The organism is Mesorhizobium sp. AA23, from assembly GCF_001672435.1.
Taxonomy (GTDB): Bacteria; Pseudomonadota; Alphaproteobacteria; order Rhizobiales; family Rhizobiaceae; genus Mesorhizobium.
On sequence record NZ_LYTP01000006.1, the window covers coordinates 1 to 23,514 of the forward strand.

The window sequence follows — 23,514 nt, forward strand, 5'->3', positions numbered from 1 at the left end:
GTAGAGCTGGACGTCGGATTTCTCGCGGGTGCCGGGGGAAAGCCAGGCGGGCGGCATGCTGCGCGCCGGTTTGCGGGCTTTGGATTTTTTGGGTTTGGGGGGAGTGCGGGCATCCGGCTCCGTGGATAGCTCAACAGCCGATAGGTTGGCGGGACAGCACCCCCCTCTGCCCTGCCGGGCATCTCCCCCGCAAGGGGGGAGATTGGCAGTTGCGGCGCCGGCGCCCTCAATCAGTTCGGCATGCCTGGAAAGCGCTGCCGGCTCGGAGAGCGTGACACCTCCAGCCGCCACCCTGCCCCGCCGGCCCGGCCGGTCCGGCCGTGCATGTTTCCGCGGCCTGCCGCCGGCGCGGCCACCCTTCGGGTTGGCGAAGCCGATGGCACGAAGGCCGGCGTTGCGGTGCACGATGCCGATAATGGCGTTGCGCGAGACCGGGCTGCCGCGCAGCGCGCTGAAGCGGCCGGCGATGCGGGAGGCCGATAGCCCCTCCTTCAGCCAGGCGGCGATCTCGTCGATTTCCTTTTCGGTGTAGGCGGCAGCCATGTCTCATTCCATTGCTTGCGAAGGGTTGCGAAGCGCTCGGCATGTGGCCAAGCGCCAGGGTTCGGCCGCGGGGCCGTTGGTCAGGTCAGGGAAACGGTTGGGATCAGGCGGCGCCGGGCGCCGCACCAAGCAGGCGAAGAAGGGCCGCCTCGGCGGCGGCCCGGGTCAGGCCCGACACCGCCAGGCCCGCCTTGCGGTCGAACAGGATGACGGTGCCGTCCTCGGTGCGGATGCAGGAGACGAGCCGGCCCGAATTGGGGGCCGGAGCCGGGGGAGGAGCGGCTCCGGCCGTTCCGGTGAACCGGGGTGCGGGCGGTTCGACCGGATCCGGGGCAGAGGCCCCGGAAAGCGTCCGGACCGGGGAGGAGGACGGCCCGGACGACTGGAATTCGACAGGTGAGGCAAGCGCGTTCATGCCGCCTCCCCTTGCATGGCGGCAGCGGCGCGATGGCCCGCCAGCCATTCGTAGCTGATACCGGCAATGCCGCGCCTGCGGCTCGCGGCCACCACATGCGGCCAGTGCTGCGGCGCGATGCGTCCGCGACGGCGCATCTGGCGGGCGGCTTCATAGCCGCAGCCGACATCTGCGGCGAAGGCGCCGATACTCTGCCAGGAATCAATTAGCCCCGAGATGCTCGTTGGCAGCCCCGAGATGCTCGTGGGCGGCCCCGGCACATTCGCGGCGGAGATGCTCGCAGGGAATGCGGAAACGCTTGCGGTAGGCTCATTCATGCGCTAAGCGTACGTTATGTACGAATGACGCGCAAGCGAAATCGTACAATTTGGACGATAATTTTCAGGCATTTTGTACGATGATGGATTCTCGGCACAGATTGCAGCAGGCGCGCGCCCAGGCCGGCTATGCCTCGCCCAGCGATGCCGCTCGGGCCTTGCGCGAAATCAACAAGAACACGCTTATCAGCCATGAGAACGGCAACCGGCCGCTGTCGCGCAAGGCGGCGGAGAAATACGGCCGGCTGTTCGGCGTCGACCCGGGCTGGCTCTTGTTTGACGCCGACGGCGTCGAAGCCGCGCCTGTGCACCTCGCCGCCTCGCCCATCACCATCGACGTGCCGATCGTATCGTGGATCAGCGCCGGCGAACTCGGCAGCCAGGACAGCGTGGTCAACCTTTCGGACTACCCGACCATCCCCACCGCCGATCTCGAGGAAGGCGAGTGGATTGCGCTGCGCGTCGACGGACCGTCGATGAACAAGATCTCGCCGCCGGATTCGATCATCTTCGTCAACCTGCGCGACAAGCGGCTGGTGACCAATGGCTGCTATGTGATCGCCGACGAAACCGGCCGCGCCACCTACAAGCGCTACCGCCCGAACGACACCCCGCCCTTCCAGCCGGCGTCCTATCTCGACATCCCGCCGCCGGAGCTCGAAGGCGCGATCACCATCATCGGGCGGGTCAAGCGCTCAATGATCGATATGTGAGAGACAATCTCGCTGAGAAACCGTCGCTCAACGAAGAACAAGAAGAACGTCGCGTTGCCAGGCTTTGAGGGTTGCGTTCTTTGGCCGAGAGCGAACACAGGATAGCGTTCGCAATTTCTGCTTGCATTTCGGAACAAAAACGGAACTATATAGGCAATTGCAGCCGCTGCCGCGGCAACTCCGGGGGGAGGATCAAAACATGTCACGCCGCACCGGCGCGTTCACCCGCGCATTCGTTGCATGGCTTTCATTTGGCCCGCTTTTGGCGCCGGCGGGAATAGTGGTGACGCTTGGCGGGCTTCGCAGTCCGGCCCTCGCAGAGAGCAAGGATTACGCTACTTGCTTCAGCGACGGCGCCCTCTCCGCCGACCAGCAGATTAGCGTCTGCACGCCCATCGCCGAGGACAGCGCCGAGATTCCCGATCTTCGCGTTAACGCCTATTTCTGGCGTGGCCTGGCTTACACGCAGAAGAACGATATCGACCGCGTCATCGCCGACATGACCGACGTGCTCGCGCTTGATCCGACATACGTGCCCGCCTTTACCAATCGCGCCATTGCCTGGGAGAGCAAGGCAGATTTCGAGCGAGCCGTCGCGGACTACACTCGCGCAATCGCGCTCACGCCGGACGATGCCAACCTCTATGCCGACCGCGCCAGGGCACTCAACAAGAAAGGCGAGCACGACCGTGCGATTGTCGAATGCGACAAGGCGATCGACATCGATCCCGCCAACGAGATGGCCTATGGCGTGCGCGGCGTCGCCTGGGAGGACAAGGGCGACGCCACGCGGGCCCAAGCCGACTATGACAAAGCAGAGAGCGTCCGCGCGGACCCCATCACGCCTTACCATGACCGCGCACTTTCATGGATCGCCAAGGGCGAGCGCAGGCGCGCGGAAGCCGATTGCAAGCACATCGCCGGCGTCGATGCGGACAAAGGGCGTGATTGCTCACGCCGGATCGCCGAGGCTTTTGGCGAGCCGCGCGACGGAGGTGGCGAGAAAACCGCCACCGCCCAAAATGCGGTCGGCATAGAATGGCAGGAAAAGGGCGACCATACCCGCGCCATCGCCGCATTCGACGAGGCGATCCGGCTCAATCCAGCAAGTTCCGCATTCTACTTCAACCGCGCCAAGAGCTGGGGCTTAAAGAAGAACTATGCCCGCGCTATCGCCGATCTGGATGAAGCCGTACGCCGCGACCCGGCCAACGCCCCGGCTTACCGCGTGCGCGGCATGACTATGGCTCGAGTCGGCAATTCGAAAGAGGCGCTTGCCGATCTCGACAAAGCGATTTCCATCAGTTCCGACGATCCAAAATCGTATTTCGAGAGGGCGCTTGTCTGGGAGGCGAGCGATCCTGATAAGGCAATAGCGGACCTGGACAAGGCAATCGCGCTCGACCCGGCCAACGCGGACTACCGAAAGGAACGGCTGAGCGTCCAGATTGGCAAGCGCAGGGCCGAGGGGCAACCCGTGCTGCAGTCACCGGGCGCTACGACCAGTCAGGCTCATGTCCCAATCCCAGCTGAGCCGCAGGCGGCCAAGCCTATCGCGCCTCCCACGTATGAGCCGCCGCAACTCTATGCCAAGCGCGACAATTCCGCCGCCATCGACTGGAATATGAAATCGGGGTTGCAGCAGATGCAGGTCGACCCCAAGGGCGCGATAGATACATTCAGCTTTGTCATCGGCCTCGATCCCTACAACGCCGATGCCTACTACCACCGATCCATCGCGGAGGCCTTGCTTGGCAATTTCGACCTCGCCGTCGGCGACTGCCGGCGAGCCGTCGAGCTCGACCCGAAGCGGGCAGGCACGTGCAGGGAACACCTGCCCGGCGAGCAAGGCAAGCCGACCGCCGCGAAGCCAGGCAGGGATCCGGCGACCGCCAGGATCCTGCTCGAGCGCGCCCGGATGCGGCTGTCGAAATATGGCGTGGACGGCGCATTGCTCGATTTCGACAAGGCCATCAGCCTCGATCCCGAAAACGCCGACGCCTATTTCGGTCGCAGCCGCGCCCGGATGCTCAAGGGCGATCAGGCCGGCGCGGCAGTCGATTGCCGGCGTGCCATCGAACTCGACCTGAAGCGGACTGGAAGCTGTGACGAGCAGGCTGCCGTTGGCGAAAACAGGCCGGCGCCGCCAGTGGACATGCAACAGTTGCAGCCCTCTGTTGCGGCCGCCGTTGAAACCTTGGCCAAGCAACTCGGCCAAGGCAAAGCGAGCCCAACGCGAATACTGTCCGCTTCAAAGATGCTGGAGGCGGCCGAGGCGACCGACCCACGTGTCCTGAGCGCCGTGCAGAGCGGCGACACCTTTTCCGACGCGGGCAAATATGACCATGCCATCGCAGAGTATGAGAAGGCGATCGCGCTCGACCCCAGTAGCCCATTCGCCTATTTCGGCCGCGGCAAGGCCTTGGCCGCCAAGCGCGCCTACGACCTGGCGATCGCCGACTACGATCGGGTGATCCAGCTCGTTCCGGATCTGGTCTCGGCCCATATTCGCCGGGGGATGGCCAAAACCATGTCGGGCGATGTCGAGGGCGCGCTTGCCGATTGCGGCCATGCCGCCACGCTCGACCCGAAGGCGCGCGACGCGTTCTTTTGCAAGGGCATGGCCTGGCACGCCAAGGGCGACGGCGGGCGGGCGATCGCGGCCTATTCATTAGCGATCGCGATCGATCCGAAAGACGCCGCCAGCTATTATGGGCGCGGCATGGCACGGGCCGACAGGAAGGACTATGACGGCGCCATCGCCGATTTCGACCGGGCAATCGACCTCGACCCGCACAATCCGGATTACCTGGTCAGCCGCAAGGCGGCCGACGCGGCAAGAGGAAAAGGCGATGTCGCGGCCGAAGCCGGCGGGCCTGATCCGAAGAAGCTCAAGGCTTTCATCGATCTCGGCGATGCCCTCTACAAGAGGCACAAATATGATCGCGCCATTGCCGAATACAGCAAAGCCATCACGCTCGATCCGAAAATGGCGTCCGCATATCTGGGGCGCGGCATGTCGCTGGTAGCGAAGGGCAAGTATGACGCGGCCATCGATGATTACGGCAAGGTGATCGAACTCTATCCTGCCTACGTCGAAGCTTACCTCGGCCGCGCCGTCGCCTGGAGCAAGAAGAACGAACTGGATCGAGCGATCGCCGATTTCAGCCGCGCGGCCAAGATCGACCCCAGTTCTGCGCCGATCTATTTCGGGCGTGGCAGCGCCTGGCTCGCCAACGGCGATTACGACCAGGCGATTGCCGACTACGACCAGGCGCTCAAGCTGGATCCAAGGCTGGCCCTAGCCGAGGAGGGCCGCAAGCTCGCCGTGGCGGCCAAACGCAAGTCAGCCGGAAGCGATCCTGTCGGCTCTGACCAGAGCAAGTTGAAGACCATCGTCGACCACGGCTACGTCTGGTACAAGAAACGCAAGTATGCACGCGCCACCACCGCGTTCGAACAGGCCATCGCGCTCGATCCGAAAAACCCCGCCGGCTATCGCGGACGGGCGATGGTCCGCACCGACACCCATGACTATGATGGCGCCATTGCCGATTTCAGCAAGGTCATCGAACTCGCGCCGAAGAGCAGCGATGCCTATTTTGGGCGTGCCGCTTTGTGGGGGAAGAAAAACGAGCTTGACCGGGCGTTAGCCGACTATGACCGAGGCCTCGAGATCGATCAGAGTTGGAGCATGGCCTATTACGGACGGGCAACCAAAAGGCTGGAGAAGGCCGATTACGAGGGTGCGATGACAGACTTCGACAAGGCGATCGAACTGGATCCCAAAGTCGCGCGCTTCTACATCGATCGCGGCTTTGCCTATGCGGCAAAAAAGGACATCGACAGCGCAACGCGAGACTTCAACAAGGCGATCAGCCTGGACCGGAAGAAGAGCGCTGGCGCCCATTTCGGTCTAGGTGCAATCAAGGAAAGCCAAGGCGACCACGATGGCGCCATCGCCGAGTACAGCCGCTCTATCGAGATCGACCCGACATATGCCGACGCCTACGATTTGAGGGCACATTCCTGGAGAGCTAAGGGCGATTTGAAGCGCGCCGAGGCCGACCGCAAGAAGGCGCTGAGCCTCGGACTGAACTAGACAGGCATTTTAGAGGGGCGGATGTCGCGTTGGAAATGGTTGCAGGTGGAGGCGGTCGTCCCTTTGAGCTTCGTTGAGGCAAAAGTGCTACCAGCGATGTTCGGCGGCGGCGATACCAGCAGATGGGCGGTCGCCGATCTGCGGCACAGATATGCACCGCTCCTGCTTTCAGCTCCGGACAGCGCAGTCTCGCAAGCGCTTTCGGCGCAACTCGACATGCTCAATCATGTCATGGCGCGCGAAACGCCGGCCACTGCAACAATTACCTGCGCTACGGGTAGGTCTCGAAGTATGGCCTTTCCTTCAACGCCTTGCCGTTGCGGTCGAGCAGTATTCCCGAGGCAAACAAATACCCGCCCATCGCTTCCATCTTCGCCATGTCCATGGTGCCGATGGCGCCGTTAGCACCCTTCAAAAAATGCCGGTCGTTCAGCGCCGGGTTGTGAGCGTGTCCTTGTTCGCCGCGATCAGCGGGTCGCCTGCATGCTTCGCGCGGTCGACGGCGAAGGCGTAGCCGGCCCGCGTCCCTCGAAAAAAGCAGCGGCGGCTTGTCGGTTGGCGCCAACGAACACGTTTCCGGAAACGATCAAGGTAGTGTGCTCGCCCGGCACGCCGTAATCGGCGTAACGGAAGCTGCGCTGCTCCAAGCTTCCAAGCCCGGCCTCAACGCCTTCCAGGTCGAGTCTTCGGGCGTGACGTCGACCGCACCGGGCAAACCGTTTCCCCAATCCGCAGAAGAGTGGCCCATCTCTCTTAGGAGATGCCGGTCGTTATAAGATTTTTACCAGTTTCTTATAACGCTCTTGAAATCTCGCCGAATAAGGCCCAGTTATAAGAAAACTGCAGGTTTCTTATAATGCTGCGCACGCCCGGGAGCGGCCATGAAGACCATCGATCTTGCCTATCGTACCCTCTATGCCGAGCTGGTGCAGCGCAGCCTGGATGCCTCCTTCGAGACCGATTTCTCGACGGCAGGCAATTTCGTGCGCGTGCCGGTGAAAGGCCGCGACTACTGGTATTTCGAAGAGACGCGGCCGCAAAAGTCCAGGCGCTATGTCGGCCCGGCGGAAGATCCCGAGATCGCCAAACGGGTCGCGGCCTTCAAGGAGATCAAGGACGATCTCAGGGCTCGCCGCAAGCTGGTCTCCACGCTGGTTCGCGACGCCGGTCTGGCGGCGCCCAATGCTTTCAGTGGCGACGTCGTCGAGGCGCTGGAAAAGGCCGGGCTCTTCCGCCTGCGCGCGGTGCTCGTCGGCACCGTCGCCTTCCAGACCTATGCAGGGCATCTCGGCGTCAAACTGCCAGGAGCCGCGCTGCAGACCGGCGATGCCGACTTTGCCCAGTTCCATTCCGTCTCGGCCGAAGTCGACGACAGCATGCCGCCGCTCATCGAGGTGCTGAAGGCGGTCGACCCGACATTCCGGGAAATCCCGCACCGAACCGATGCGGGGCGCACGACGCAGTTCGAGAATGCTTCGCGCTACCGCATAGAATTCCTCACTCCGAACCGAGGCAGCGACGAGCATGCTGACCATGCCAGCCCGATGCCGTCGCTGGGCGGCGCCTCGGCCCAGCCCTTGCGCTTCCTCGATTTCCTGATCCGAGACCCGGTGCGGGCAGTGCTGCTCCACCGCTCCGGCGTGCCGGTGCTGGTCCCCTCGCCCGAACGCTTTGCGGCCCACAAGCTGATCGTCGCGGCGCGACGCGCGGGAAGCGCTGCCGCCAAGCGGGAAAAGGACCTGCATCAAGCGAGCCTGCTGGTCGAGGCGCTCGAGACCACGCGTCGGCGAGACGACCTCGCCCATGCCTTCGCGGAAGCGTGGAACCGGGGCGAAGCATGGCGTGAGGCGCTGCGCAAAGGCTTGCAACTGCTTCAGCCGGACAGGCGCGAGATGGTGGACCTGGTCCTCGGCAGGGCGCTCGACGAAGCGCGCATCGAGCTCGACGGTTTCATGAGACGGTCCAGGTGAGGTATCGTTCAAATTGTACGAAACGTTCTTGACCACTTTTCGTACCTAATGTACGATACTGCCCTTCGTTGAGGGGATGTTCTTGAACACCGCGAACCATGCCGCTTTCGCCGACCTTTCCCGCCCATTGCTCTCGCCTTTGCCGCTCGCCGAGCGCGAACGCCTGGCCGGCGCGTGGCGCATGGCCAGCCAGGACATCGCCGACGACATCCGCTTCATCCGGCAATATCTGAAGGTGATCGCGGAGAAGGACGACCGGCTTTCGACCGGCACGCTGGTGCACGGCCGCGCCTATGTCGAGGCCTGCGCAGCCTGGCTGCCCGAAACGATCGCGCGATATTTGAGGAACCTCAGGCTGATCAGCGAATGCGAGTGCGCGATGACTGCGGCGGGCGTGCGCTTTGCAAAATCCAGCGATGCTTGGGAGTGAGATGTCTTCCTTCTTCGCGGAAGAAGACCACCAATCGCGAGGAGACAGAGGGGGCGCAAAGGAGCGCGGCGGCGGAACGGTTTCCGCCCGCGCCGGGTGCAGAGAATTCCCTTTTGCAACTTTCGGATGCACCTCGACAAATGTATCGTTTCACACAATTGCCAATTGGTGGACGCGGGCGAGCGGCCGGTAGTTAATTCCTTTCGGGCGAAAAGGCATAGTCGCGTACCAGGGAGGAACTCGTTTGATAGACCAGCAAATCGACATCGGCGCACCAGCCGACGATCAGCCTTACGAAGTCACCTCATTCGCCAGGAAGCATGGGCTGACGATCCCGATCGCGGACGCGGTGCTTTTTGCCAAGGGTCCGTCGCCGTCGCGGGCGGCCTGCGATACCGCCGCGCTGGCTTTCCTCTGCGCCGTTGCGCAATACGCCAGAAAGCAAGGGAGGCGATAGCCGTTCAGCCTCCACCTCCGCGCCCTAAATCTTCGGGCGCGGGCTTGCTACATTTCGATTGTGCGGATGGCAGCGGCGGAACGGCCGCTGGGTCAGGTCTTGGCTTTCGGCTTGGCAGGAGCCTTGGCCTTGGCGGGGCCTTTGACGGGCGTTTCGGCCTTGGCCGACTTCGGCTTGGCGGCGGCCGTCTTTTTGGGCGCGGCCTTGGACTTCGGCTTTACTTCGGCGTCGATCTCGGCGGCCGCCTGGTCCCAGTGCTCCATATGCGCGCCTTCCGGCCGGCCGGCCTGCTCCCAGATCTCGTGCGCCCGCCGGCGAATGCGTTCCTGCCTGTCGTCCGTCACTGTCGCCTCCTTTGAGTGGGGCCGCTCCCCGACGAAACATTAGCTGAATTTTCCGGTGGCGTCTTGCGCATCGACGCGTAGGTGCCTGAACGTCGGCAGCGATTTCTTCAGTGCACGTCGGAGACGATCGCAACGCCCAGATACGCCGCCTTCTTTGTAATCAATGCGGCTAAATCGGCGTCAGAGCGTTCGGTTCCGGTGCGCCTGCGCAGCAGGCCAATCGCTTCCTTCATCGATAAGAGGCCAGTGCGGCGTTCGGCCAGAAGCTGGTCGACCGCCTTTGCACAGTCGACTGATTCGACATGGGGGTGATGCATGGCTGCGACTCCTTCCTAGGAGCCGGCATCCCCCCGCCGGCATGGCGGGAGGATCGGGGCTCGTAAGCGTAAGATCACTCGATGACGTGGATGACCCTGCGTGTACCAGGATCGATCAGGACAGTGCGATCGTTGACCACGGCATATCTGTACTGAACGTCCGGCACCTCCCGCAGCTCGACCGTGTCAGGCACCGTCGAGCCGACGCCCAGTTCCAGCCCCAGTATGTTGACCGAGGCGATCGGGTGCTTGTGGACATATTCCTTGACGACAGTCTGCTGCTCCGGCGTGACGATGATCTGGTCCGCAGCGGCAAAGCCTACGCCGGCGATCAGAGCAAGGCCGGCAACAGCAGGAATAAGGGTGCGTTTCATCATAAGTCTCCTGTTGTGTTGGCGAGCTCCGCCCGCCTCCGCCGTCGCGGAAACCTGGCAGGTCGAACATAGGAGCTCCCGGGGCAAACGCGTGCATTGGGGTCTTGTTCCGTCTGCGGCGCCTAATTGATTGTTGCCGGCGGAACCGCCGGGGCAGCTTCGCATTGTTTGAATTGAATAAATTCGACCAGCAAAGGCCCGCCATGACTGCAGTTCACATCACAAGCGACATGCCGCTCCGCGCGCCGGTGGCGATCGCAGTCGGGGCCGGTTTCAAGCGCGAGATCGCTTCCCTGGCGGCGATGCAGAATTTCCTCAAAGAATGGCCGCCGGCAATGCGCGGCGACTGTTATGCCGCGGCCGTGCAGACCTGCGAGGCGGCGCGGACAGGCGAGAGGAAACTCGGGGAAGCGCGGCAGGCCTTCGTGGCATTCGCTCAGAAGGCCGGCATTCTGTGGACCGGCGTCGACCCCGTCACCGCGCTACGCGAAGCCAAGATCAGACGTCTCAAGGCCAGGAGCATAAGCCAGCAGCGCCGGCAATGGCCGCTGACGTGACAGGCTGCTGAAGTCCGGGCCTATAGGATCGGGCTTATCGAACCAAGCATCATCGAAAAAGCCCTCGCGGCCGAAGGCTTTTGTCGCGTAGCGCCGCTCACTGCCGCCCAGTGCTGGACGGCAGCCAGTCGACATCGATAACGGCTGTCAGTTCAGCGAAGCTTCGCACGACTCGGTGAGGAAAGATGCGGCGATCAGATCGTCCGCATCGATGCGTAGGGAGCCATCGCCGCCCCCCATTATGGCCGCGACCTTCTGGAAGGTCTTTATTTCATGTGCGGTGATGTGGGCGTCTTCCATCCTGGCCCGCAACTCGGCGACGCGCATCCCGAGCGAGCGGGATGTTCCGATTTCTCGTTTCGACATGTTAACTAGTCCTCCTCGCCCCTGCCCATGCCTGTTCGCCGCCGCCCGATTCTGCTCTCTGCCACCGGTTTGTGTTGCCTATGAGACAGGTTTGTTTCTGCCACCGGTTTGTGTTGCCTATGAGACAGATTTGACCCAAAGCGCCCAACTTGGGTGTGGGTCAAAGGTTCCGTTAGCATATCGTAAATTAATAATTTTCCGTTAACCGCCCGCCGCCGTGACCGGCGGCGGGCCATCCGTTCGGCCGATTACGCTATCGGTTAATTGAGCACCTTGATGATCTTGCGCGTGCCGGGGTCGACGATCACAGTCCGGTTATCGACCACGACATAGCGATATTTGACGTTCGGCACCTCGTGCAGTTCGACCGTCTCGGGAAGCGTGCTGCCGATGTTCAGCTCGATGCCGGGAACCTTCACCGAAGCCAGCGGCTGCTTTTGCACATATTCCTTGATGACGGTTTCCTGCTCGGGCGCGATCACGACGGTGTCCTGCGCAGCGACGGCGCCAGCGCCGGCGAGAAGCAGGAGGGCCGCGGCGGCGGTGGTGATGTGCATTTTCATGGTCGTCTCCTTTGTGTGGTCAATCGCCTCCTCTGCTGCGCCTGCGATTTCCACAGCCGATCGGCACCGTCCTAACGCCGAGGACCGCGGCTTGTTCCTGCAAAATTCCGCGCATCCGCCGGCGTAAGAACGCCGCCGCCGCTTGGCAAAACAATCTCGGAACAATGCCTTCCAAGTCGTGTTTAACCAACGAAGGGACCGACTTTCCGAGGAGAAATCAGATGAAGCATCTTCTGATCACGAGCATGATCGCGCTCGGCGTTGGTTGCGGCGCCGCGATGGCGCAGACCGAGTCCGTGCAGCCGAGCGGCGGCGATAGTTGTGCCGCCGGCCAGGCCGACTGCCCGAAGGGCGGCAAGGCTGGCGAGCAGGCCCAAGGCAAGATGAAGTCTCAGACCGAGCAGAATGCCCAGGGCACCACCAAGATGAAGACTGAGCAGAATGCCCAGGGCGAGGCTGGCACCAGCACCGAGCAGAACGCCGAGGACAATACGCAGCTGAAGAAGAAGCAGCAGGCGCAGGGCAAGGCCGACACAAAGACTGAGCAGAACGCTCAGGACAATACCACGCTGAAGAAGAAACAGCAGGCCCAGGACAAGACCGGCACCAGCACCGAACAGAATGCTGACAGCAACACAAAGGTGCAGACCGAGCAGAATGCTCAGGGCAAGACCGGCACCACCACCGACCAGAACGCCCAGGGCACCACCAAGATGCAGACCGAGCAGAACGCTCAGGGCAACGTCCAGACCGACCAGGACAAGACGGCCTCGATCACCAATGTGACGGTCGAGCAGCGGACGCAGATCACGCAGATCATCCGCGAGACCAACGTCCAGCCGGTTCGCGATGTCAGCTTCGACATCTCGGTCGGGGTCGAGGTTCCGCGGCAAAAGATCCGGCTGCATCGCCTGCCGGCCCGCATCGTCAAGATCGTCCCGGCTTACGAAACCTATATGTATTTCGTGCTGGCCGACGGGCGCATCGTGATCGTGGATCCGGACACCTACAAGATCGTCGTGATCCTGGAGGCCTGATCCAGACAGCATTTCAGACAGGAGGCCTGCCGTGCCGCATGGCATGGCGGGCTTTTCTTATGTCGCTTCAGCCGCGGGCGCAAACGCCCCTCTCCCCGAGGCCGGGGCAGCCCCATCAAAGCCTTATCGCCCGCCCTCACCGGAACACAGCCGTCGGACTGAGGTCTGGTTTGGCAGGGCATTGGTCCCCCTCTCGAAACATACAGGCAGTTATCTTGTTGGATCATGACTGGCGAGCATGGGTCCCTTCATCGTCGGTTGTTGTTGCACCCGCCGCTACCTGCGATGCGGCGGGTGCTCCTTTTGGGGGTGCTGCATGCAACTCGGAGAGATCATTGCGAACCTGTTCGCCGCCGTTCTTCTGATCTGCGTTGTGGCGCTTGTGTTCTTCGCAGGCGGCAGGCCACTCTGGCCGGATCGCGAGGCCAAGATGGTCATCCTCTTGCCGCCGGATGCCATGAGAACGGGATCGGTCAGGGCGCTGGCGCACGTTCGCCTGCCCGACGCCTTCGATACAAGAATGGTGCAGCCAAGGCCCCAATCCCGATAGCCGGTGGGCCAGCCCCTAGCCGGCCGCGACGTGATCCGGCCGAAATGGGGGTCAGAGCTAACCCTCCACTTCTTTCGCGGAAAGGCGGAGAGGCCGGCCTCCCGCCGATGAAGGGACGAGCTCGGCGGGCGGGCACTGCGGCGATCGTCAGAGGGCGTCAGCTCAGCAGCATTGCGGCAGCGGCGAAGACGATGCGCGTTCCAAAAGCAGGCGCAACAAGCCAGCGCGCCGCGTAGACGCTGCCGTCCATTAGCTACTCCTGATCATCGTTCCGCGAGGGAACGGAATCGGCCTCGGCTGGGTTCCTCAGGCGTAGGTCCTTCGGCGGGCCGGAATTAAGACCTATGGCAAGGGGTCTGCGTGAAGTCTTGCGATCCTGGCGGAAAAAGTGCAAGGGTCAAAATGGGTAGAGCAATGGGCGAGATCGTCGAAGACCCTAACTGGTCGCGGCGCTCGGTTGGGCAAATGTATTTTCCGCAGTTTCTTGTGGGAATGACGGCAACGCTTCTGGTGGTTCTCGGCTGGACCTTCATGTCCACCGGGTCCGTCTGGCAGTCGCTTGGCTGGACGTTCCTGGCGGGCGTGGTGCTGCAGGCAGGCTACTTCGTGGCCGTGCTGTGGCTCGTGCAAGCCGAAGGCCGGGCCACGGACGAGAGCAAGGCGAGCGACGCCGGCGCCCCCGCCAAGCTGCCCGGCCCGTTCGAGCGCGACGGCATCGTCCACGCGCTGATCTCGCGGCTGTTCCCGAGGCTGCTGCCGTAAGGCGGCTCAGCGTCCGGCCGAAGCCCCAACGCCGTCATCGTTGGGCGTAGCGACGCGAAGCGGAGCGAAGACCCGAGAACCCACGCTGTGACCTCGTCGAGGAACGCAGCGCGGCGGAATTCTCAACCGTCGTAACGCTCTGAGCTTACGGCCTGCAGTCTGCGCCGCGTCGCTTCGCTCCCTGCTCCGCCACAGGATGACGTGCCAATCTTGGCCGCGTGCGATCGAGCAATTGAGCGCGTCGCACTGGGCCGGTTCAGGCGACGCGCTGTTGGGTGCACCGTTACTGCGCCGGAGCAACCGTGGCCGAGCGCACCGTCTCTGCGGACGAGAAGACGATGAAGGCAAAGGTCAGCACCGCGGCGGCGACGATCAGCGAGCCGATAGCCACGACCGGCTCGATCTCCGGATGGCCTGCGGCCAGCATCCAGTAGAGCGCCGGCAGCATGATCACGAGGCCAACCGTGTAGAGACCGTAGTGGATCATGGCGATGCGGCGCTCGGCCTTGGCCGGATTGAGCGCGTAGTAACCGCCGAAGATCGCGCTGGTCACCCAGCCGAGAAGGTTGATGTGGGCGTGCGCCGGGAAGGCGCCGTGGTCGCCCGAAATCGCCATCTGCAGCCCGGCGCCTATGCCCAGGATGAGAAAGACGATGGCCGTCTTGAAGAAAAGCTCCGAAACCCGTGGCATTTTGTTGTCCTCCCAATGCCCTGTGAAATCCTTCACCCGCTAAGTCTACACACCGCAATGCATATTAGCCACACGACAGCGACGTTTTGGTGTGCATTGCGCACAGCGTCAGGCGAGGCAAAAAGACTCGCAAGGTCGGCGGCGGCGGGGCAGCGCTCCCGGGCCTGCAGTTGTTTTCCCCAATGCAGGGCGGCTCGCAAAAGAAATTGCCCGTTCCCCATTCCAACGCCGGCTTTTATATCGTAGCACGACATTCACAGCGAGATCTCGGGGGTGGCAACCGGGGGCCGGGAGCTGACCACGCAGCTCCCGGTCAAACTCGTTTTCGGCGGGCCGATTTTCGACTACCCGGTCTGCGTCACCGCCGTCGGTTCTGCCACCGTTTCAACACGTGGCACAACGCCGACCAAAACCGACGAAAGGCTTCCAGCGGTGCGGACGCCGAGGGATTTTTAGCTATTCCTTAACTAATGTTATTCGGTCGGTACACCCCCGCATGTTAACCTTCGGACGCGGGTAGAAGCCGTCTGACCACCTCGGCTTTTGCTACTTTTGGGCTCGCCTCAAGGGCGAGCCTTTTTTTGAACTCCGCCTGTGCCTCGGCGTGGCGTTTCTGCTCGCCGCAACCAGGATTCCCCCCGGCCTTCCCTGGGTCAGTAGCCATCGTTCCAATGCATTGCCGTCAAGCCAAACAAAATGCCGCCGGGTCGCCCCGGCGGCATGCATGCACTCCACTGCGGCAGGTTCGCCGCGTGTGCCTTATGGCGTGGACGTCGCCGCGGCCGCCTGGTCGATCTTGTCGGCCAGCACGTCCTTGGCCCAGTCCGTCACCTCCTGATCGACCGGCTTGTTGGCCATGTCCTGCAGGGCGGCGTCGAGCGTGGCGTCATCGGGCGCAGGGTTAGCGGTCACCGCAGCCTGTGCATCCGTGACCGCCTGGGTGTCAGCGGCGATCGCGGCGTTCTGGGCGTCGATCTGCGCCTGAACGTCGGCAACCTGCGCATCGAAAGCCGCCTTTTCCTCGGCCGTCATGTTGGTCGTGTCGGTTGCATTGAGGTCGGCGAGCTGTTGGGTGAGCGTGCCGAGCTGGGCCTGGTCGGCGGCCAGCTTCGCGTTTGCCGCGTCAAGCTTGGCCTGCGCGTTCTGGGCTACTGCGGCCTGGGTCACATAAGCCTGAATGCCCGCGAACTTCTTGCTCTTGGAATTCATGTAGGCATTGATGTTGCGCTGGAGCGAGTTCAGCCGGCCGAGCTTGGCATGGATGTTCTTCTCCTTCGGGGTGGCGGCCGTAGTGGTATCGTCCGTCGTGTCGTCATCGGTTGCATTGTCGACCTGCGACTTGGCGGCCTTTGCCGATGCCGACTTGCCGTGCGAGGCGCCGCTGTTGCTGCTTTGGCCCTTGCCGCCGCCGTTGCCGCCGCCGTTGCCATTACCGCCGCCATTGCCGTTACCGCCGCCATTGCCGTTGCCGCCGCCATGGCTGCCGCCATTGCCGTTGCCACCGCCATTGCCGCCGGCTCCGGCGAGTGCGGGAGCAGCCGCGAGCGCCAGAATGGCAAGCGAAGCCAAAAGTGTTTTCCGGATTGTCATCATGTTTCTCCGCAGGTGAATCGCCACCAATGCCCAACCGCTAGATCGCGTCATATGAGATTTCCCTAACGGCTTGGAGTAACTTTTAAACAAATTCGGTGGCGGCAAGAGAGTATCCCGAGAAGCAGCTCCGGAAATCCTGCTGAACACCTGTTAACTTGCTGAAATTATTGCGTAAATAAATGGGCCAAGGCCAGGTCCGCCCTCTGGAACAATGAAGGCCCACCTCCCGTCGGACCATGGGCCCAACGCTATGCGGCCAGCGTCCGTCGAGGAGTACAAGACGCCTGTTTATAAAGGCGATTTTCGGACGTGCGCGGCATCGTTTCGGGCAACCCGCGGGAGCGGTGATGCCACCAGCGCTTGGGGCGCGCTACCGAGGTGTTCTTATCCCGCTTTGCGGCCAATCCCAGATATATACTTATATATTCTTCCTCGGCATGCCCTGAAGCGTGTCGCAATCTTTCGGCCCACACAGCTTGTTAAGCTTAGCCCTGGCTTTGACCCGAAACGAAGTCTCACTTTGGGGAGACGTGCTTCAGCTGTTGATCAGCGGCACGGTGACAGTGGTCGAGTAATTGATCGGAAAATCGCTGAAATAGGGAAAGTTGATGACGAAGGCATAGCTGGCGCTGACATGCGCCATCTTGAAGCCGCCGCTCGGCGGGTCGGTGGTGATCGTAACTGTCACGTTCTGCAAGCCGAGCGCCTGTAGTTTCTGCGTCGCGATCGCCTGGATCTGAGCCTGGGTCATCGTCCTGTCAAGCTGCAGCGAGCGCGCCGAGGCCTCGAGCGCATAGCGCACGCTGGACTCGTTGTTCATCGACCAGCCGAAGGCGAAGATGCCGAACAGAAGCATGATCAGGAAAGGCACGATCAGCGCGAACTCGATCGCGGCGCCGCCAGAGGCGTTGCTGGCAAACAGCCTGGTTTTTTGCTTAGCGGACACGGACCACCTGCTGATGGCTGAGCGCGCTATTGCCCGGGAAGACGCCGAAGGTGAACGGCGGAACCCAGGTGCCCGACGCCTGGATCTGGACATAGATGGAAGGTACTTTCGATCCCGCACAGGTGGTCGACGACGTGACCACGGTCGTTCCGCATTTGTAGGTGCGTGTCACCGTGATCGCCGCATCGGAGGGTTTCTTCTCCCAACTCGCAAGAGCGGCGGCCTGAACGGCGGTGTCGTCTCCCCCGCCGGCCAGCAGCAGATTCGCCGCCGTCTTCACACCCGCCCGCATCGCCATCGAGCTGGTGACATAGGACCAGCCATCGGCGATTCCGAACAGCGCGACGCACAGCACCGGCAACACCAGCGCGAATTCCACCGCGGCCGCGCCGGAGCGATTCTTGCGGAAGCGGATCGCTGCCGGCGCCACGCGGCTACTCGACAATCGCAACAGACGGGGCGGCGGGGATGTCTTGCAGCCCAAGGCTCGAGCAGTTCTGGTTGATTGTGGAATTGCCCGACCACTGGATGGTGTCGGCCACAACCTGGGTGCAGCCGTTCGCGCCCGAGAAATTGCCGAGATAATTGACCTGCTGCTTGGGGAAATAGATTGCCCCGGTCAGCGAAGAAGTCGCCGTGCCGTTGAAGGTGCTCTGTGCGGCGTTGCCCGTCCTGTCGCCATAAAACAGCACGCCGGAATAGGTCCCCGAGGTCGGCGCGCTGAGCGTCACCGTGGCGTTGCCGTTCATGCTTATGGTGTTGCTGCCCGTCATATAGATGGTTACGCCGTTGGTGCAGGGTGCAGCGCAGGTGATGACCGCGCCGGCGTTGATCTTCAAATTGCCCTGGACAACGTAAGTGCCGGAAGAAAGCGCGACATTGCCGTTGAGGTTCATACCATTGCAGTAGGTACCGGGCTGGATTGTTTGCGTTGACTTGCCGCTGTTGACATTCTGGCAAGAGCCGCTGGTCGAGGGCGCCGGCAGGCTGGAGAACGGATCGGACGCGGGCAAGGCCTGGGTTATCGGCGACTTGCAGGTCGTGGTCACCGGGTTGTTCAGCGAAACGCCGCCGACCGAGATCAGGCAGTCGGCCTGAAGCCCTGCCGACCCCTGGACCTTGATGGCGTCCGCGGCGCTCGAATTCGACATGACCGAGCAGCCGGTCAGCTTGACGCTGGTGCTGCCGGAGAAAAGCGCCGCCTGCGAGGCCGACTTATTTAGCGCCAGCACGCAGGCCTTGGAAGCATCGGTAATGAGCGCCACCGCCCTCGCCTGCTCCGGCACCTTGGTCTGCGTGAAGATCGAGGTGAACATCCGGTCGAGGTTCTGGTTGAGGATGACCTCGACTGCCTTCTTGGCCGTGTTCGGCCCCGAGGTGGGCGGCGTGTGGACGGTGATGGTGCCATTGCCGAGGCCGTTGTCGGTCGCCGACTGGGTCGCGGCCGCCGTGATCGTCGCAGTGTCCGATCCCTGGATCTTTTCCAGCGCGCCGGCATAGGCGGCGGCGTCCGCCGTCGCCTGCAGCTTCAGGCTCGAATAGTACCAGTAGGACGTCTCGACGCCGAGCCCTGCCCCGCCGACGACGATCGGCAGGGTGAGCGCGAAGATCGTCGCAACATTGCCGCTCTCGCCGCGCCGCAGGCGGCGGGAGACGAACTGTCTGAAAATCCGACCGAATGTGTTCATGGCCGAGCGCGCCCAAGCTATCCCAGCCACCACGTTCAACACCCGGCGATAAACGAATGGCTAATTTTTTTCCTCGACTTGCGATTTTCAGACCCTTGCATGCATATTTACCACCCTGCGCGGCCACGACTCAGACTTAGGTCCCACTCTATATAGGACGTTAGGTCAAGCTGCGGATAAATCAGCGATTTTAGCTTTTGCTGCATTTTATCTTTTTCGGAAATCGGTCGTAGAGACGGCTGGAGTAGTGTCTCTGCCGTTTCCGGCGAGGGGTGCTGCCATGATCAGACGGTTCTGGGCTTCGACGCGCGGCAATTTCGCGCTGGCGACCGCAATCGCCATGGTGCCGCTGATGCTTGTCGTGGCCGGCGCCGTCGATGTGGCCGGCACGAGCGACGACGCGGCGCAACTGCAGAACTCGCTGGACGCAGCCGGGCTGGCGGTGGGCACGAAATACCAACCGACCATGTCGGCCGGCGATGTGCGCCAGCTCGGCCTAACTTTCTTCTCAGCCAATTTGAGCGTCGCCGACGCCGGCGAATATTCGGGCAGCGTCGGGGCGTTCCAGGCAGCGGCCAGCGGCGATCCGAGCGGCTACACCATCTCGCTGTCGTCGAGCATCAGCCGGGCGGCTTTCATCAGCGGCGCGCCGGCCTGGCAGGCGACCCGCTCCGCCTCCGTCGAGGTCAAACCCGGGGCGCAAGCGTGCGTTCTGGCGCTCGATCCGCATGTCGGCTCCGCCGTTAACCTGCAGGGCTCGACCAATGTGGCGATGAACGGCTGCGTGATCGCCGCAAACTCGGACGCGGCCGACGCCATCGACCGCGGCGGCTCGGCCCTGCTCAGCGCCGCATGCGTCTCGACGGTCGGCTCGACCTCGGGGATAACGCCGCCCAACGCAACACTCTCGTGCGACGCACCGCTCGAAAACCAGTACGCATCGTTCGACCCGTTGGCCAATGTCACCCCGCCCGCTTACGGCATGTGCCAATCGATGCCGAACGGCAAGACGGTCACGCTTTCGCCCGGCACCTATTGCGACAAGACCTGGTCAGGAAAGATCACGCTTAATCCGGGCGTCTACATCCTGCGCAATGTCACCATAAAGCCCGGCGGCAACGGTAGCCTCACCGGCCAGGGCGTGACGATCTTCCTGATGGAAGGCTCGCAGCTCTACATCAATGCCAATGAGCAGGTGAACCTCTCGCCGCCCACCAGCGGCGCCTATGCAGGCATCACCATCTTCCAGGCCAAGGGCAACACCTCGGCGCTGACGATCAACGGCGGATCCGGCTCGGTGGTCAGCGGCTTCATCTATGCCCCCGACGCGGCGATCTCCTATGCCGGCAATTCGGACATGAACGCGCAGGGCAATTGCCTGCGGCTGGTCGGCAATACCGTAGGCATGACCGGAAACTCGGCGGTGAAATCGGACTGCGCGGCCGAGCTCGGCAATCGCGAGATGTATGCCGGCAGGATGATCACCCTGGTGAAATAGCGCCGCTCTTCCTCAAGGGGAAATCAGTACTCGCCGACGATATCGGCGCCGGGCTGTTCGTCGAACAACACCGCGCAGCCGCGCTGCAGCGCCACCTGGCTCAACGCGTTCGCCGCCGCTTCGTCGGATGAGACGAAGTCACCGGTCAAGACGCGCAGTTCCTCGACGGCTCTCGACATTGAAACGAGGCGCCCAGCCGCGCCATCGCTGGCGCAGGCGTGGACGACGCAGAGAAGATCGATCAGTTCGAAGCTGTCCATGGCGGCCTCCGCCCACAGGATCCCTTCGCGGAAGTCAACGGCGTGACGGGCGGCCGGGTTCCGCTCGGAGTGGTGCATCATGATTTGGCGACAGCCTGGGCGGCCCGCGCTGAGATCGAGCGAAGCGGCAGGCAGGGCTTAAAAGCACGTCGCGCACGCCTGTGGTCGGATCGACCGGCAAAAGCGCGGAGAACGGGGTTCGCGAATCTCGGCAGACTGCGGGATTGTGGGAGTTGCCCGCCACATCGCAGGAAATGGCGGGCAACTCCACTTTCAAACCGCCGATGAAGGGACGTTACTCGACGGTTGTGCCACAATGAGTTGTGGGCCTACTTGTTTCCAGAAATAGCGCATTCGGACCTCTGCGCTCAAAGGTGCGGCCTCAGGTCCCGCCTGACAAGGGACCGTGGCCCGAAAGCAGGAACATTCCAGCTTTGGCGCCGTTGCCACGACATCCCAATCGGCAGAGGAGAGGAAACCATGGCCGACAGACCTACAGTTGTAAACACCAGTGGCGGGGGCGGCGCCGGCACAGCAGTGGCCATCGTTCTTGCCATCATCGCAATCGTGGCCCTGCTGTTCTTTACCGGCATCATCAATGTCGGTGGCCGCACCGGCGGTGGCGGATCGACGGATGTCAATGTGAAGCTCGATGCGCCGAAGGTCGAGGCGCCCAAGGTGGAGACGCCTGCGGCACCGTCGACGACGCCGGCACCCGCGCCTGCCGCTCCGGCTCCGGCCCCGGCTCCGGCCAACGGCGGTTGATCCGCCTGGCGCAACCGGTAGGCCGGCTGCGCGTTTATCGAATGGCTACTCCAGCTTCGGCCCGCGCATTCCTCTGGTAGGCGCGGGCCCTTTTTCTCTCGGGCCCTCTTTTCTCGGGCAGGTCCGCTCAGTCATCCAATTCCATCGGCCGATGGCCCGGCCTTTGATGCCAGACGACCTGGCGGAAGTCCGTCAGTTCGACGACTTGGTCGCAGGTCGGACAGATATAGTTGTCGCAGCACTGGCGAAGCGCCGGCGGAGTGCGGCGCACTGCCCCGACCGGCGGACGGGTTTCCGTTTTCCCTACCTGATGAAGCATCGATTCCTCCCAGTTTTTCTGATTTTCCGAGTATCGCCTTCCACCCGGCCTGGCCTCGCCTATGGCGGTTTCGATGGGCGCGGTGAGCGCGCGCCCGCGAGCGGAAATGAAAATGGACTATCGCGGACGGGGCCTGGCTTTGCCGCGGCCCTATTGGCGAAATTCACTTGCCTAGGGTTCACAGGATTCTCCCCAAGGGGCGACAAACGGGGTGGCCCCTCAACCACCGTCGTGCCAGGCGCAAGGAACAGCAAAACACCGGCAGAGCGTGCTTGCAATAGGGCCTGCGCGGCAAAATCGATTTCGCGCCGCGCCAAGCAACTTAGATTAGCAATCGGCTCCTGACTTCGTCCTAGCATGACGCAGTTTTGGGCCGCGATCCTTCCCGCCCCTCCCTGGTCTCGCGGTCAACCCGTCAAAGGGGAGCACACCGGCGCAACCGGTCAAAGCCCTTGGTTGTGACGGGTTGCAGATGTTCTCATCCCCAGCTGGCCGGCTTGACAGGAAACTCCTTTTGTTCTCTTTATGTTCACACGCATTACCGCTTACAACAGTTGCTGCTAATGCTGCGATGCCGCAAAGCGGATGGATGGAGCCGGGAGCGCGATGGCCGCCACGAACGCCGCTTCGGCCGCTACGATCCTGCATGCCGATCTCGACGCCTTCTACGCCTCGGTCGAGCAACTGCTCGACCCGTCGCTGCGCGGCAAGCCGATCGCAGTCGGCGGCGGCGTAGTGCTTGCCGCTTCTTATGAGGCGAAGATTTTTGGCGTGCGCGGCGGCATGCCCGGCCGCAGGGCGCGCGAGCTCTGTCCGCAGCTCATCTTCGTCGGCGGCCGCTTCGGCGAATACCAGCGTCTCGGCGACGCCGCGATCAAGGTGCTCGACGATTTCACGCCGCTGGTCGAGCGCATCTCGATCGACGAGGCTTTCGCCGATGTCGCCGGCTGCACGCATCTGTTCGGACCGCCGGACGAAATTGCGCGAACCATCCGCCGCCGCGTGAAGAGCGAGCTCGGCCTGCCGATCTCGATCGGGGTGGCACGGACGAAGCATCTCGCCAAGATCGCATCGCAGGTGGCCAAGCCCGACGGGCTGGTGGTGGTCGAGCCTGGCACCGAGCTTTCCTTCCTGCACGATTTGCCGGTGTCGCTGATGTGGGGCGTCGGTCCGGCAACCAAAGCCAGGCTCGCCGAGATCGGCGTCGAGACGATCGGGCAATTGGCGCGCACGCATAGCGGCGCGCTGGAGCGGCTGATCGGCCATGCCGCCGGCCAGAAGCTCGCGGCCCTTGCCTGGAACCGCGACCCGCGCCGGCTGGAGACGCATCGCCGCGCCCATTCCGCCGGCGCGCAGTCGGCGCTGGGCCGCAAACCGGCGCTGCCGCGCGTCTTCGTGCCGACGCTCCTGCATCTCGCCGATCGCGTCGCCAGCCGCCTGCGCGCCAAGGACCGGCCCGGCTGCACGGTGACGGTGCGCGTGCGCTTTGCCGACATGCGCGCGGTCACGCGCTCGGTGACGCTGGAGCAGCCGATCCAGGCGACGACCATGCTCGCTGACGTCGCGGAAGAGCTGGTCAGAGGCGTGCTCGCCGCTCACCCGGGCGAACGGGAAATCTCGCTGCTGGCGATCTCGGTCTCGCATCTGGAAGAGCATGCCGAGCTGCAGCTCGAACTGCCGCTCGGCCTGGCGGACGAGAAGCTGAAGCCCGGCAGCCGCAAAGGCCTCGCCCGCTTCGGCGCCGACCGCGCCATAGACAAGATCCGCCGGCGCTTCGGCAAGCAGGCCGTCGGCTACGGCACCGTCGCGCTGCAAGCAGCGCGCTCGGTGCCGGATGAATTCAGGGAGCTGGCGGAGAAGGAGCTGTGAGGGAGGTGCTTCGGCATGCTCTGCGGCGCTGGAGATTGGCGAAAGCCGACGCGCCCTCCGATCTCCCC

At 63.0% G+C, this 23,514-nt stretch carries 26 protein-coding genes and 1 pseudogene; 12 read left to right on the forward strand and 15 right to left on the reverse strand.

Going from position 1 to position 23,514, the window contains the following annotated elements:
- From A9K66_RS31015 to A9K66_RS31020, 3 genes and pseudogenes are all read right to left on the reverse strand, one after another.
- Positions 1 to 543 (reverse strand): annotated as a pseudogene (locus tag A9K66_RS31015) (hypothetical protein); the annotation flags it as partial.
- A gap of 103 nt (positions 544 to 646) precedes the next feature.
- Positions 647 to 958: a hypothetical protein gene (locus A9K66_RS07300; RefSeq protein WP_067001068.1), complete on the reverse strand. Its 312-nt coding sequence runs from the start codon at positions 956 to 958 to the stop codon at positions 647 to 649.
- Complete coding sequence (locus tag A9K66_RS31020; RefSeq protein WP_245307422.1) at positions 955 to 1,095, reverse strand: hypothetical protein; 141 nt, start codon at positions 1,093 to 1,095, stop codon at positions 955 to 957. Before A9K66_RS31020 ends, A9K66_RS07300 begins: the two co-directional genes overlap by 4 nt.
- A gap of 260 nt (positions 1,096 to 1,355) precedes the next feature.
- On the opposite strand from A9K66_RS31020, the gene A9K66_RS07310 reads away from it, so the two are divergent.
- Positions 1,356 to 1,988, forward strand: a complete 633-nt coding sequence (locus tag A9K66_RS07310; RefSeq protein ID WP_067321658.1) for an XRE family transcriptional regulator — start codon at positions 1,356 to 1,358, stop codon at positions 1,986 to 1,988.
- A gap of 199 nt (positions 1,989 to 2,187) precedes the next feature.
- Positions 2,188 to 6,090 carry a tetratricopeptide repeat protein gene (locus tag A9K66_RS07315; RefSeq protein ID WP_156751030.1) on the forward strand — a complete coding sequence of 1,301 codons (3,903 nt, stop codon included), beginning with the start codon at positions 2,188 to 2,190 and terminating at the stop codon, positions 6,088 to 6,090.
- Positions 6,091 to 6,361: 271 nt separating this feature from the next.
- Here A9K66_RS07315 and A9K66_RS31025 read toward each other — a convergent pair whose 3' ends face one another.
- Positions 6,362 to 6,655, reverse strand: coding sequence for a hypothetical protein (locus A9K66_RS31025; RefSeq protein ID WP_156751031.1), 294 nt, complete (start codon positions 6,653 to 6,655; stop codon positions 6,362 to 6,364).
- 316 nt (positions 6,656 to 6,971) lie between these two features.
- On the opposite strand from A9K66_RS31025, the gene A9K66_RS07325 reads away from it, so the two are divergent.
- From A9K66_RS07325 to A9K66_RS07335, 3 genes are all read left to right on the forward strand, one after another.
- Positions 6,972 to 8,060: a GSU2403 family nucleotidyltransferase fold protein gene (locus A9K66_RS07325; protein ID WP_067321668.1), complete on the forward strand. Its 1,089-nt coding sequence runs from the start codon at positions 6,972 to 6,974 to the stop codon at positions 8,058 to 8,060.
- Positions 8,061 to 8,142: 82 nt separating this feature from the next.
- Positions 8,143 to 8,490, forward strand: coding sequence for a hypothetical protein (locus A9K66_RS07330; protein WP_127215790.1), 348 nt, complete (start codon positions 8,143 to 8,145; stop codon positions 8,488 to 8,490).
- Positions 8,491 to 8,734: 244 nt separating this feature from the next.
- The gene (locus A9K66_RS07335) at positions 8,735 to 8,947 is read left to right on the forward strand and encodes a hypothetical protein (RefSeq protein ID WP_067001092.1); all 213 of its coding nucleotides are present in this window, start codon (positions 8,735 to 8,737) and stop codon (positions 8,945 to 8,947) included.
- Between the two features lie 92 nt (positions 8,948 to 9,039).
- Here the strand turns inward: A9K66_RS07335 and A9K66_RS07340 are convergent, their stop codons facing one another.
- From A9K66_RS07340 to A9K66_RS07350, 3 genes are all read right to left on the reverse strand, one after another.
- Positions 9,040 to 9,291, reverse strand: coding sequence for a DUF2934 domain-containing protein (locus A9K66_RS07340; protein ID WP_067321674.1), 252 nt, complete (start codon positions 9,289 to 9,291; stop codon positions 9,040 to 9,042).
- A 107-nt stretch (positions 9,292 to 9,398) separates the two neighbouring features.
- Positions 9,399 to 9,608: a hypothetical protein gene (locus tag A9K66_RS07345; RefSeq protein ID WP_067001047.1), complete on the reverse strand. Its 210-nt coding sequence runs from the start codon at positions 9,606 to 9,608 to the stop codon at positions 9,399 to 9,401.
- Positions 9,609 to 9,682: 74 nt separating this feature from the next.
- Entirely contained in the window at positions 9,683 to 9,982 is a 300-nt protein-coding gene (locus A9K66_RS07350; RefSeq protein WP_067001089.1) for a DUF1236 domain-containing protein, read from the reverse strand.
- A 203-nt stretch (positions 9,983 to 10,185) separates the two neighbouring features.
- Here A9K66_RS07350 and A9K66_RS07355 point away from each other — a divergent pair, with 203 nt between their 5' ends.
- Positions 10,186 to 10,539 carry a DUF982 domain-containing protein gene (locus tag A9K66_RS07355; protein ID WP_082953750.1) on the forward strand — a complete coding sequence of 118 codons (354 nt, stop codon included), beginning with the start codon at positions 10,186 to 10,188 and terminating at the stop codon, positions 10,537 to 10,539.
- Positions 10,540 to 10,686: 147 nt separating this feature from the next.
- Here A9K66_RS07355 and A9K66_RS07360 read toward each other — a convergent pair whose 3' ends face one another.
- A complete protein-coding gene (locus A9K66_RS07360; RefSeq protein WP_067001044.1) occupies positions 10,687 to 10,905 on the reverse strand; it encodes a hypothetical protein in 219 nt (72 codons plus the stop codon).
- Positions 10,906 to 11,165: 260 nt separating this feature from the next.
- Positions 11,166 to 11,468 (reverse strand): DUF1236 domain-containing protein, encoded by a 303-nt coding sequence (locus A9K66_RS07365; RefSeq protein ID WP_067001081.1) that lies wholly within the window; start codon positions 11,466 to 11,468, stop codon positions 11,166 to 11,168.
- Between the two features lie 221 nt (positions 11,469 to 11,689).
- Between A9K66_RS07365 and A9K66_RS07370 the strand changes: the two genes are divergently transcribed.
- From A9K66_RS07370 to A9K66_RS07380, 3 genes are all read left to right on the forward strand, one after another.
- A complete protein-coding gene (locus tag A9K66_RS07370; protein WP_067321677.1) occupies positions 11,690 to 12,505 on the forward strand; it encodes a DUF1236 domain-containing protein in 816 nt (271 codons plus the stop codon).
- A gap of 316 nt (positions 12,506 to 12,821) precedes the next feature.
- Positions 12,822 to 13,055: a polymerase gene (locus A9K66_RS07375; protein WP_067321681.1), complete on the forward strand. Its 234-nt coding sequence runs from the start codon at positions 12,822 to 12,824 to the stop codon at positions 13,053 to 13,055.
- A 414-nt stretch (positions 13,056 to 13,469) separates the two neighbouring features.
- Positions 13,470 to 13,817, forward strand: a complete 348-nt coding sequence (locus A9K66_RS07380; RefSeq protein WP_245299725.1) for a hypothetical protein — start codon at positions 13,470 to 13,472, stop codon at positions 13,815 to 13,817.
- Positions 13,818 to 14,100: 283 nt separating this feature from the next.
- Here A9K66_RS07380 and A9K66_RS07385 read toward each other — a convergent pair whose 3' ends face one another.
- The 5 genes from A9K66_RS07385 to A9K66_RS07410 all read right to left on the reverse strand — a co-directional run bounded on the left by A9K66_RS07385 (position 14,101) and on the right by A9K66_RS07410 (position 18,735).
- On the reverse strand, positions 14,101 to 14,508 hold the full coding sequence (locus A9K66_RS07385; RefSeq protein WP_067321684.1) for a hypothetical protein: 408 nt from the start codon (positions 14,506 to 14,508) through the stop codon (positions 14,101 to 14,103).
- Positions 14,509 to 15,267: 759 nt separating this feature from the next.
- Complete coding sequence (locus tag A9K66_RS30105) at positions 15,268 to 16,206, reverse strand: hypothetical protein (protein ID WP_156751032.1); 939 nt, start codon at positions 16,204 to 16,206, stop codon at positions 15,268 to 15,270.
- A 430-nt stretch (positions 16,207 to 16,636) separates the two neighbouring features.
- On the reverse strand, positions 16,637 to 17,047 hold the full coding sequence (locus tag A9K66_RS07400) for a TadE/TadG family type IV pilus assembly protein (protein WP_067321690.1): 411 nt from the start codon (positions 17,045 to 17,047) through the stop codon (positions 16,637 to 16,639).
- The gene (locus A9K66_RS07405) at positions 17,037 to 17,477 is read right to left on the reverse strand and encodes a TadE/TadG family type IV pilus assembly protein (RefSeq protein ID WP_067321694.1); all 441 of its coding nucleotides are present in this window, start codon (positions 17,475 to 17,477) and stop codon (positions 17,037 to 17,039) included. The genes A9K66_RS07400 and A9K66_RS07405 overlap by 11 nt, the downstream gene beginning before the upstream one ends.
- Positions 17,478 to 17,481: 4 nt before the next feature.
- Positions 17,482 to 18,735: a pilus assembly protein TadG-related protein gene (locus A9K66_RS07410; protein ID WP_067321698.1), complete on the reverse strand. Its 1,254-nt coding sequence runs from the start codon at positions 18,733 to 18,735 to the stop codon at positions 17,482 to 17,484.
- Between the two features lie 280 nt (positions 18,736 to 19,015).
- On the opposite strand from A9K66_RS07410, the gene A9K66_RS07415 reads away from it, so the two are divergent.
- A complete protein-coding gene (locus A9K66_RS07415; protein WP_067321701.1) occupies positions 19,016 to 20,233 on the forward strand; it encodes a TadE/TadG family type IV pilus assembly protein in 1,218 nt (405 codons plus the stop codon).
- A gap of 23 nt (positions 20,234 to 20,256) precedes the next feature.
- On the opposite strand, the gene A9K66_RS07420 is transcribed toward A9K66_RS07415, so the two are convergent.
- Positions 20,257 to 20,493 (reverse strand): hypothetical protein, encoded by a 237-nt coding sequence (locus A9K66_RS07420; protein ID WP_067322006.1) that lies wholly within the window; start codon positions 20,491 to 20,493, stop codon positions 20,257 to 20,259.
- Positions 20,494 to 20,973: 480 nt separating this feature from the next.
- Here A9K66_RS07420 and A9K66_RS07425 point away from each other — a divergent pair, with 480 nt between their 5' ends.
- The gene (locus A9K66_RS07425) at positions 20,974 to 21,258 is read left to right on the forward strand and encodes a hypothetical protein (protein WP_067001023.1); all 285 of its coding nucleotides are present in this window, start codon (positions 20,974 to 20,976) and stop codon (positions 21,256 to 21,258) included.
- Positions 21,259 to 22,183: 925 nt separating this feature from the next.
- Positions 22,184 to 23,446 (forward strand): DNA polymerase IV, encoded by a 1,263-nt coding sequence (dinB, locus tag A9K66_RS07435; RefSeq protein ID WP_067321707.1) that lies wholly within the window; start codon positions 22,184 to 22,186, stop codon positions 23,444 to 23,446.
- The last annotated feature ends 68 nt before the right edge of the window (positions 23,447 to 23,514 follow it).

Coding starts and splice junctions, on each gene's coding strand:
- A9K66_RS07300 (WP_067001068.1), bottom strand. CDS start 958: ATGAACGCGCTTGCCTCACCTGTCGAATTCCAGTCGTCCGGGCCGTCC.
- A9K66_RS31020 (WP_245307422.1), bottom strand. CDS start 1,095: ATGCGCCGTCGCGGACGCATCGCGCCGCAGCACTGGCCGCATGTGGTG.
- A9K66_RS07310 (WP_067321658.1), top strand. CDS start 1,356: ATGATGGATTCTCGGCACAGATTGCAGCAGGCGCGCGCCCAGGCCGGC.
- A9K66_RS07315 (WP_156751030.1), top strand. CDS start 2,188: ATGTCACGCCGCACCGGCGCGTTCACCCGCGCATTCGTTGCATGGCTT.
- A9K66_RS07325 (WP_067321668.1), top strand. CDS start 6,972: ATGAAGACCATCGATCTTGCCTATCGTACCCTCTATGCCGAGCTGGTG.
- A9K66_RS07345 (WP_067001047.1), bottom strand. CDS start 9,608: ATGCATCACCCCCATGTCGAATCAGTCGACTGTGCAAAGGCGGTCGAC.
- A9K66_RS07350 (WP_067001089.1), bottom strand. CDS start 9,982: ATGAAACGCACCCTTATTCCTGCTGTTGCCGGCCTTGCTCTGATCGCC.
- A9K66_RS07355 (WP_082953750.1), top strand. CDS start 10,186: ATGACTGCAGTTCACATCACAAGCGACATGCCGCTCCGCGCGCCGGTG.
- A9K66_RS07360 (WP_067001044.1), bottom strand. CDS start 10,905: ATGTCGAAACGAGAAATCGGAACATCCCGCTCGCTCGGGATGCGCGTC.
- A9K66_RS07365 (WP_067001081.1), bottom strand. CDS start 11,468: ATGAAAATGCACATCACCACCGCCGCCGCGGCCCTCCTGCTTCTCGCC.
- A9K66_RS07370 (WP_067321677.1), top strand. CDS start 11,690: ATGAAGCATCTTCTGATCACGAGCATGATCGCGCTCGGCGTTGGTTGC.
- A9K66_RS07375 (WP_067321681.1), top strand. CDS start 12,822: ATGCAACTCGGAGAGATCATTGCGAACCTGTTCGCCGCCGTTCTTCTG.
- A9K66_RS07380 (WP_245299725.1), top strand. CDS start 13,470: ATGGGCGAGATCGTCGAAGACCCTAACTGGTCGCGGCGCTCGGTTGGG.
- A9K66_RS07385 (WP_067321684.1), bottom strand. CDS start 14,508: ATGCCACGGGTTTCGGAGCTTTTCTTCAAGACGGCCATCGTCTTTCTC.
- A9K66_RS07410 (WP_067321698.1), bottom strand. CDS start 18,735: ATGAACACATTCGGTCGGATTTTCAGACAGTTCGTCTCCCGCCGCCTG.
- A9K66_RS07415 (WP_067321701.1), top strand. CDS start 19,016: ATGATCAGACGGTTCTGGGCTTCGACGCGCGGCAATTTCGCGCTGGCG.
- A9K66_RS07420 (WP_067322006.1), bottom strand. CDS start 20,493: ATGGACAGCTTCGAACTGATCGATCTTCTCTGCGTCGTCCACGCCTGC.
- A9K66_RS07425 (WP_067001023.1), top strand. CDS start 20,974: ATGGCCGACAGACCTACAGTTGTAAACACCAGTGGCGGGGGCGGCGCC.
- dinB (WP_067321707.1), top strand. CDS start 22,184: ATGGCCGCCACGAACGCCGCTTCGGCCGCTACGATCCTGCATGCCGAT.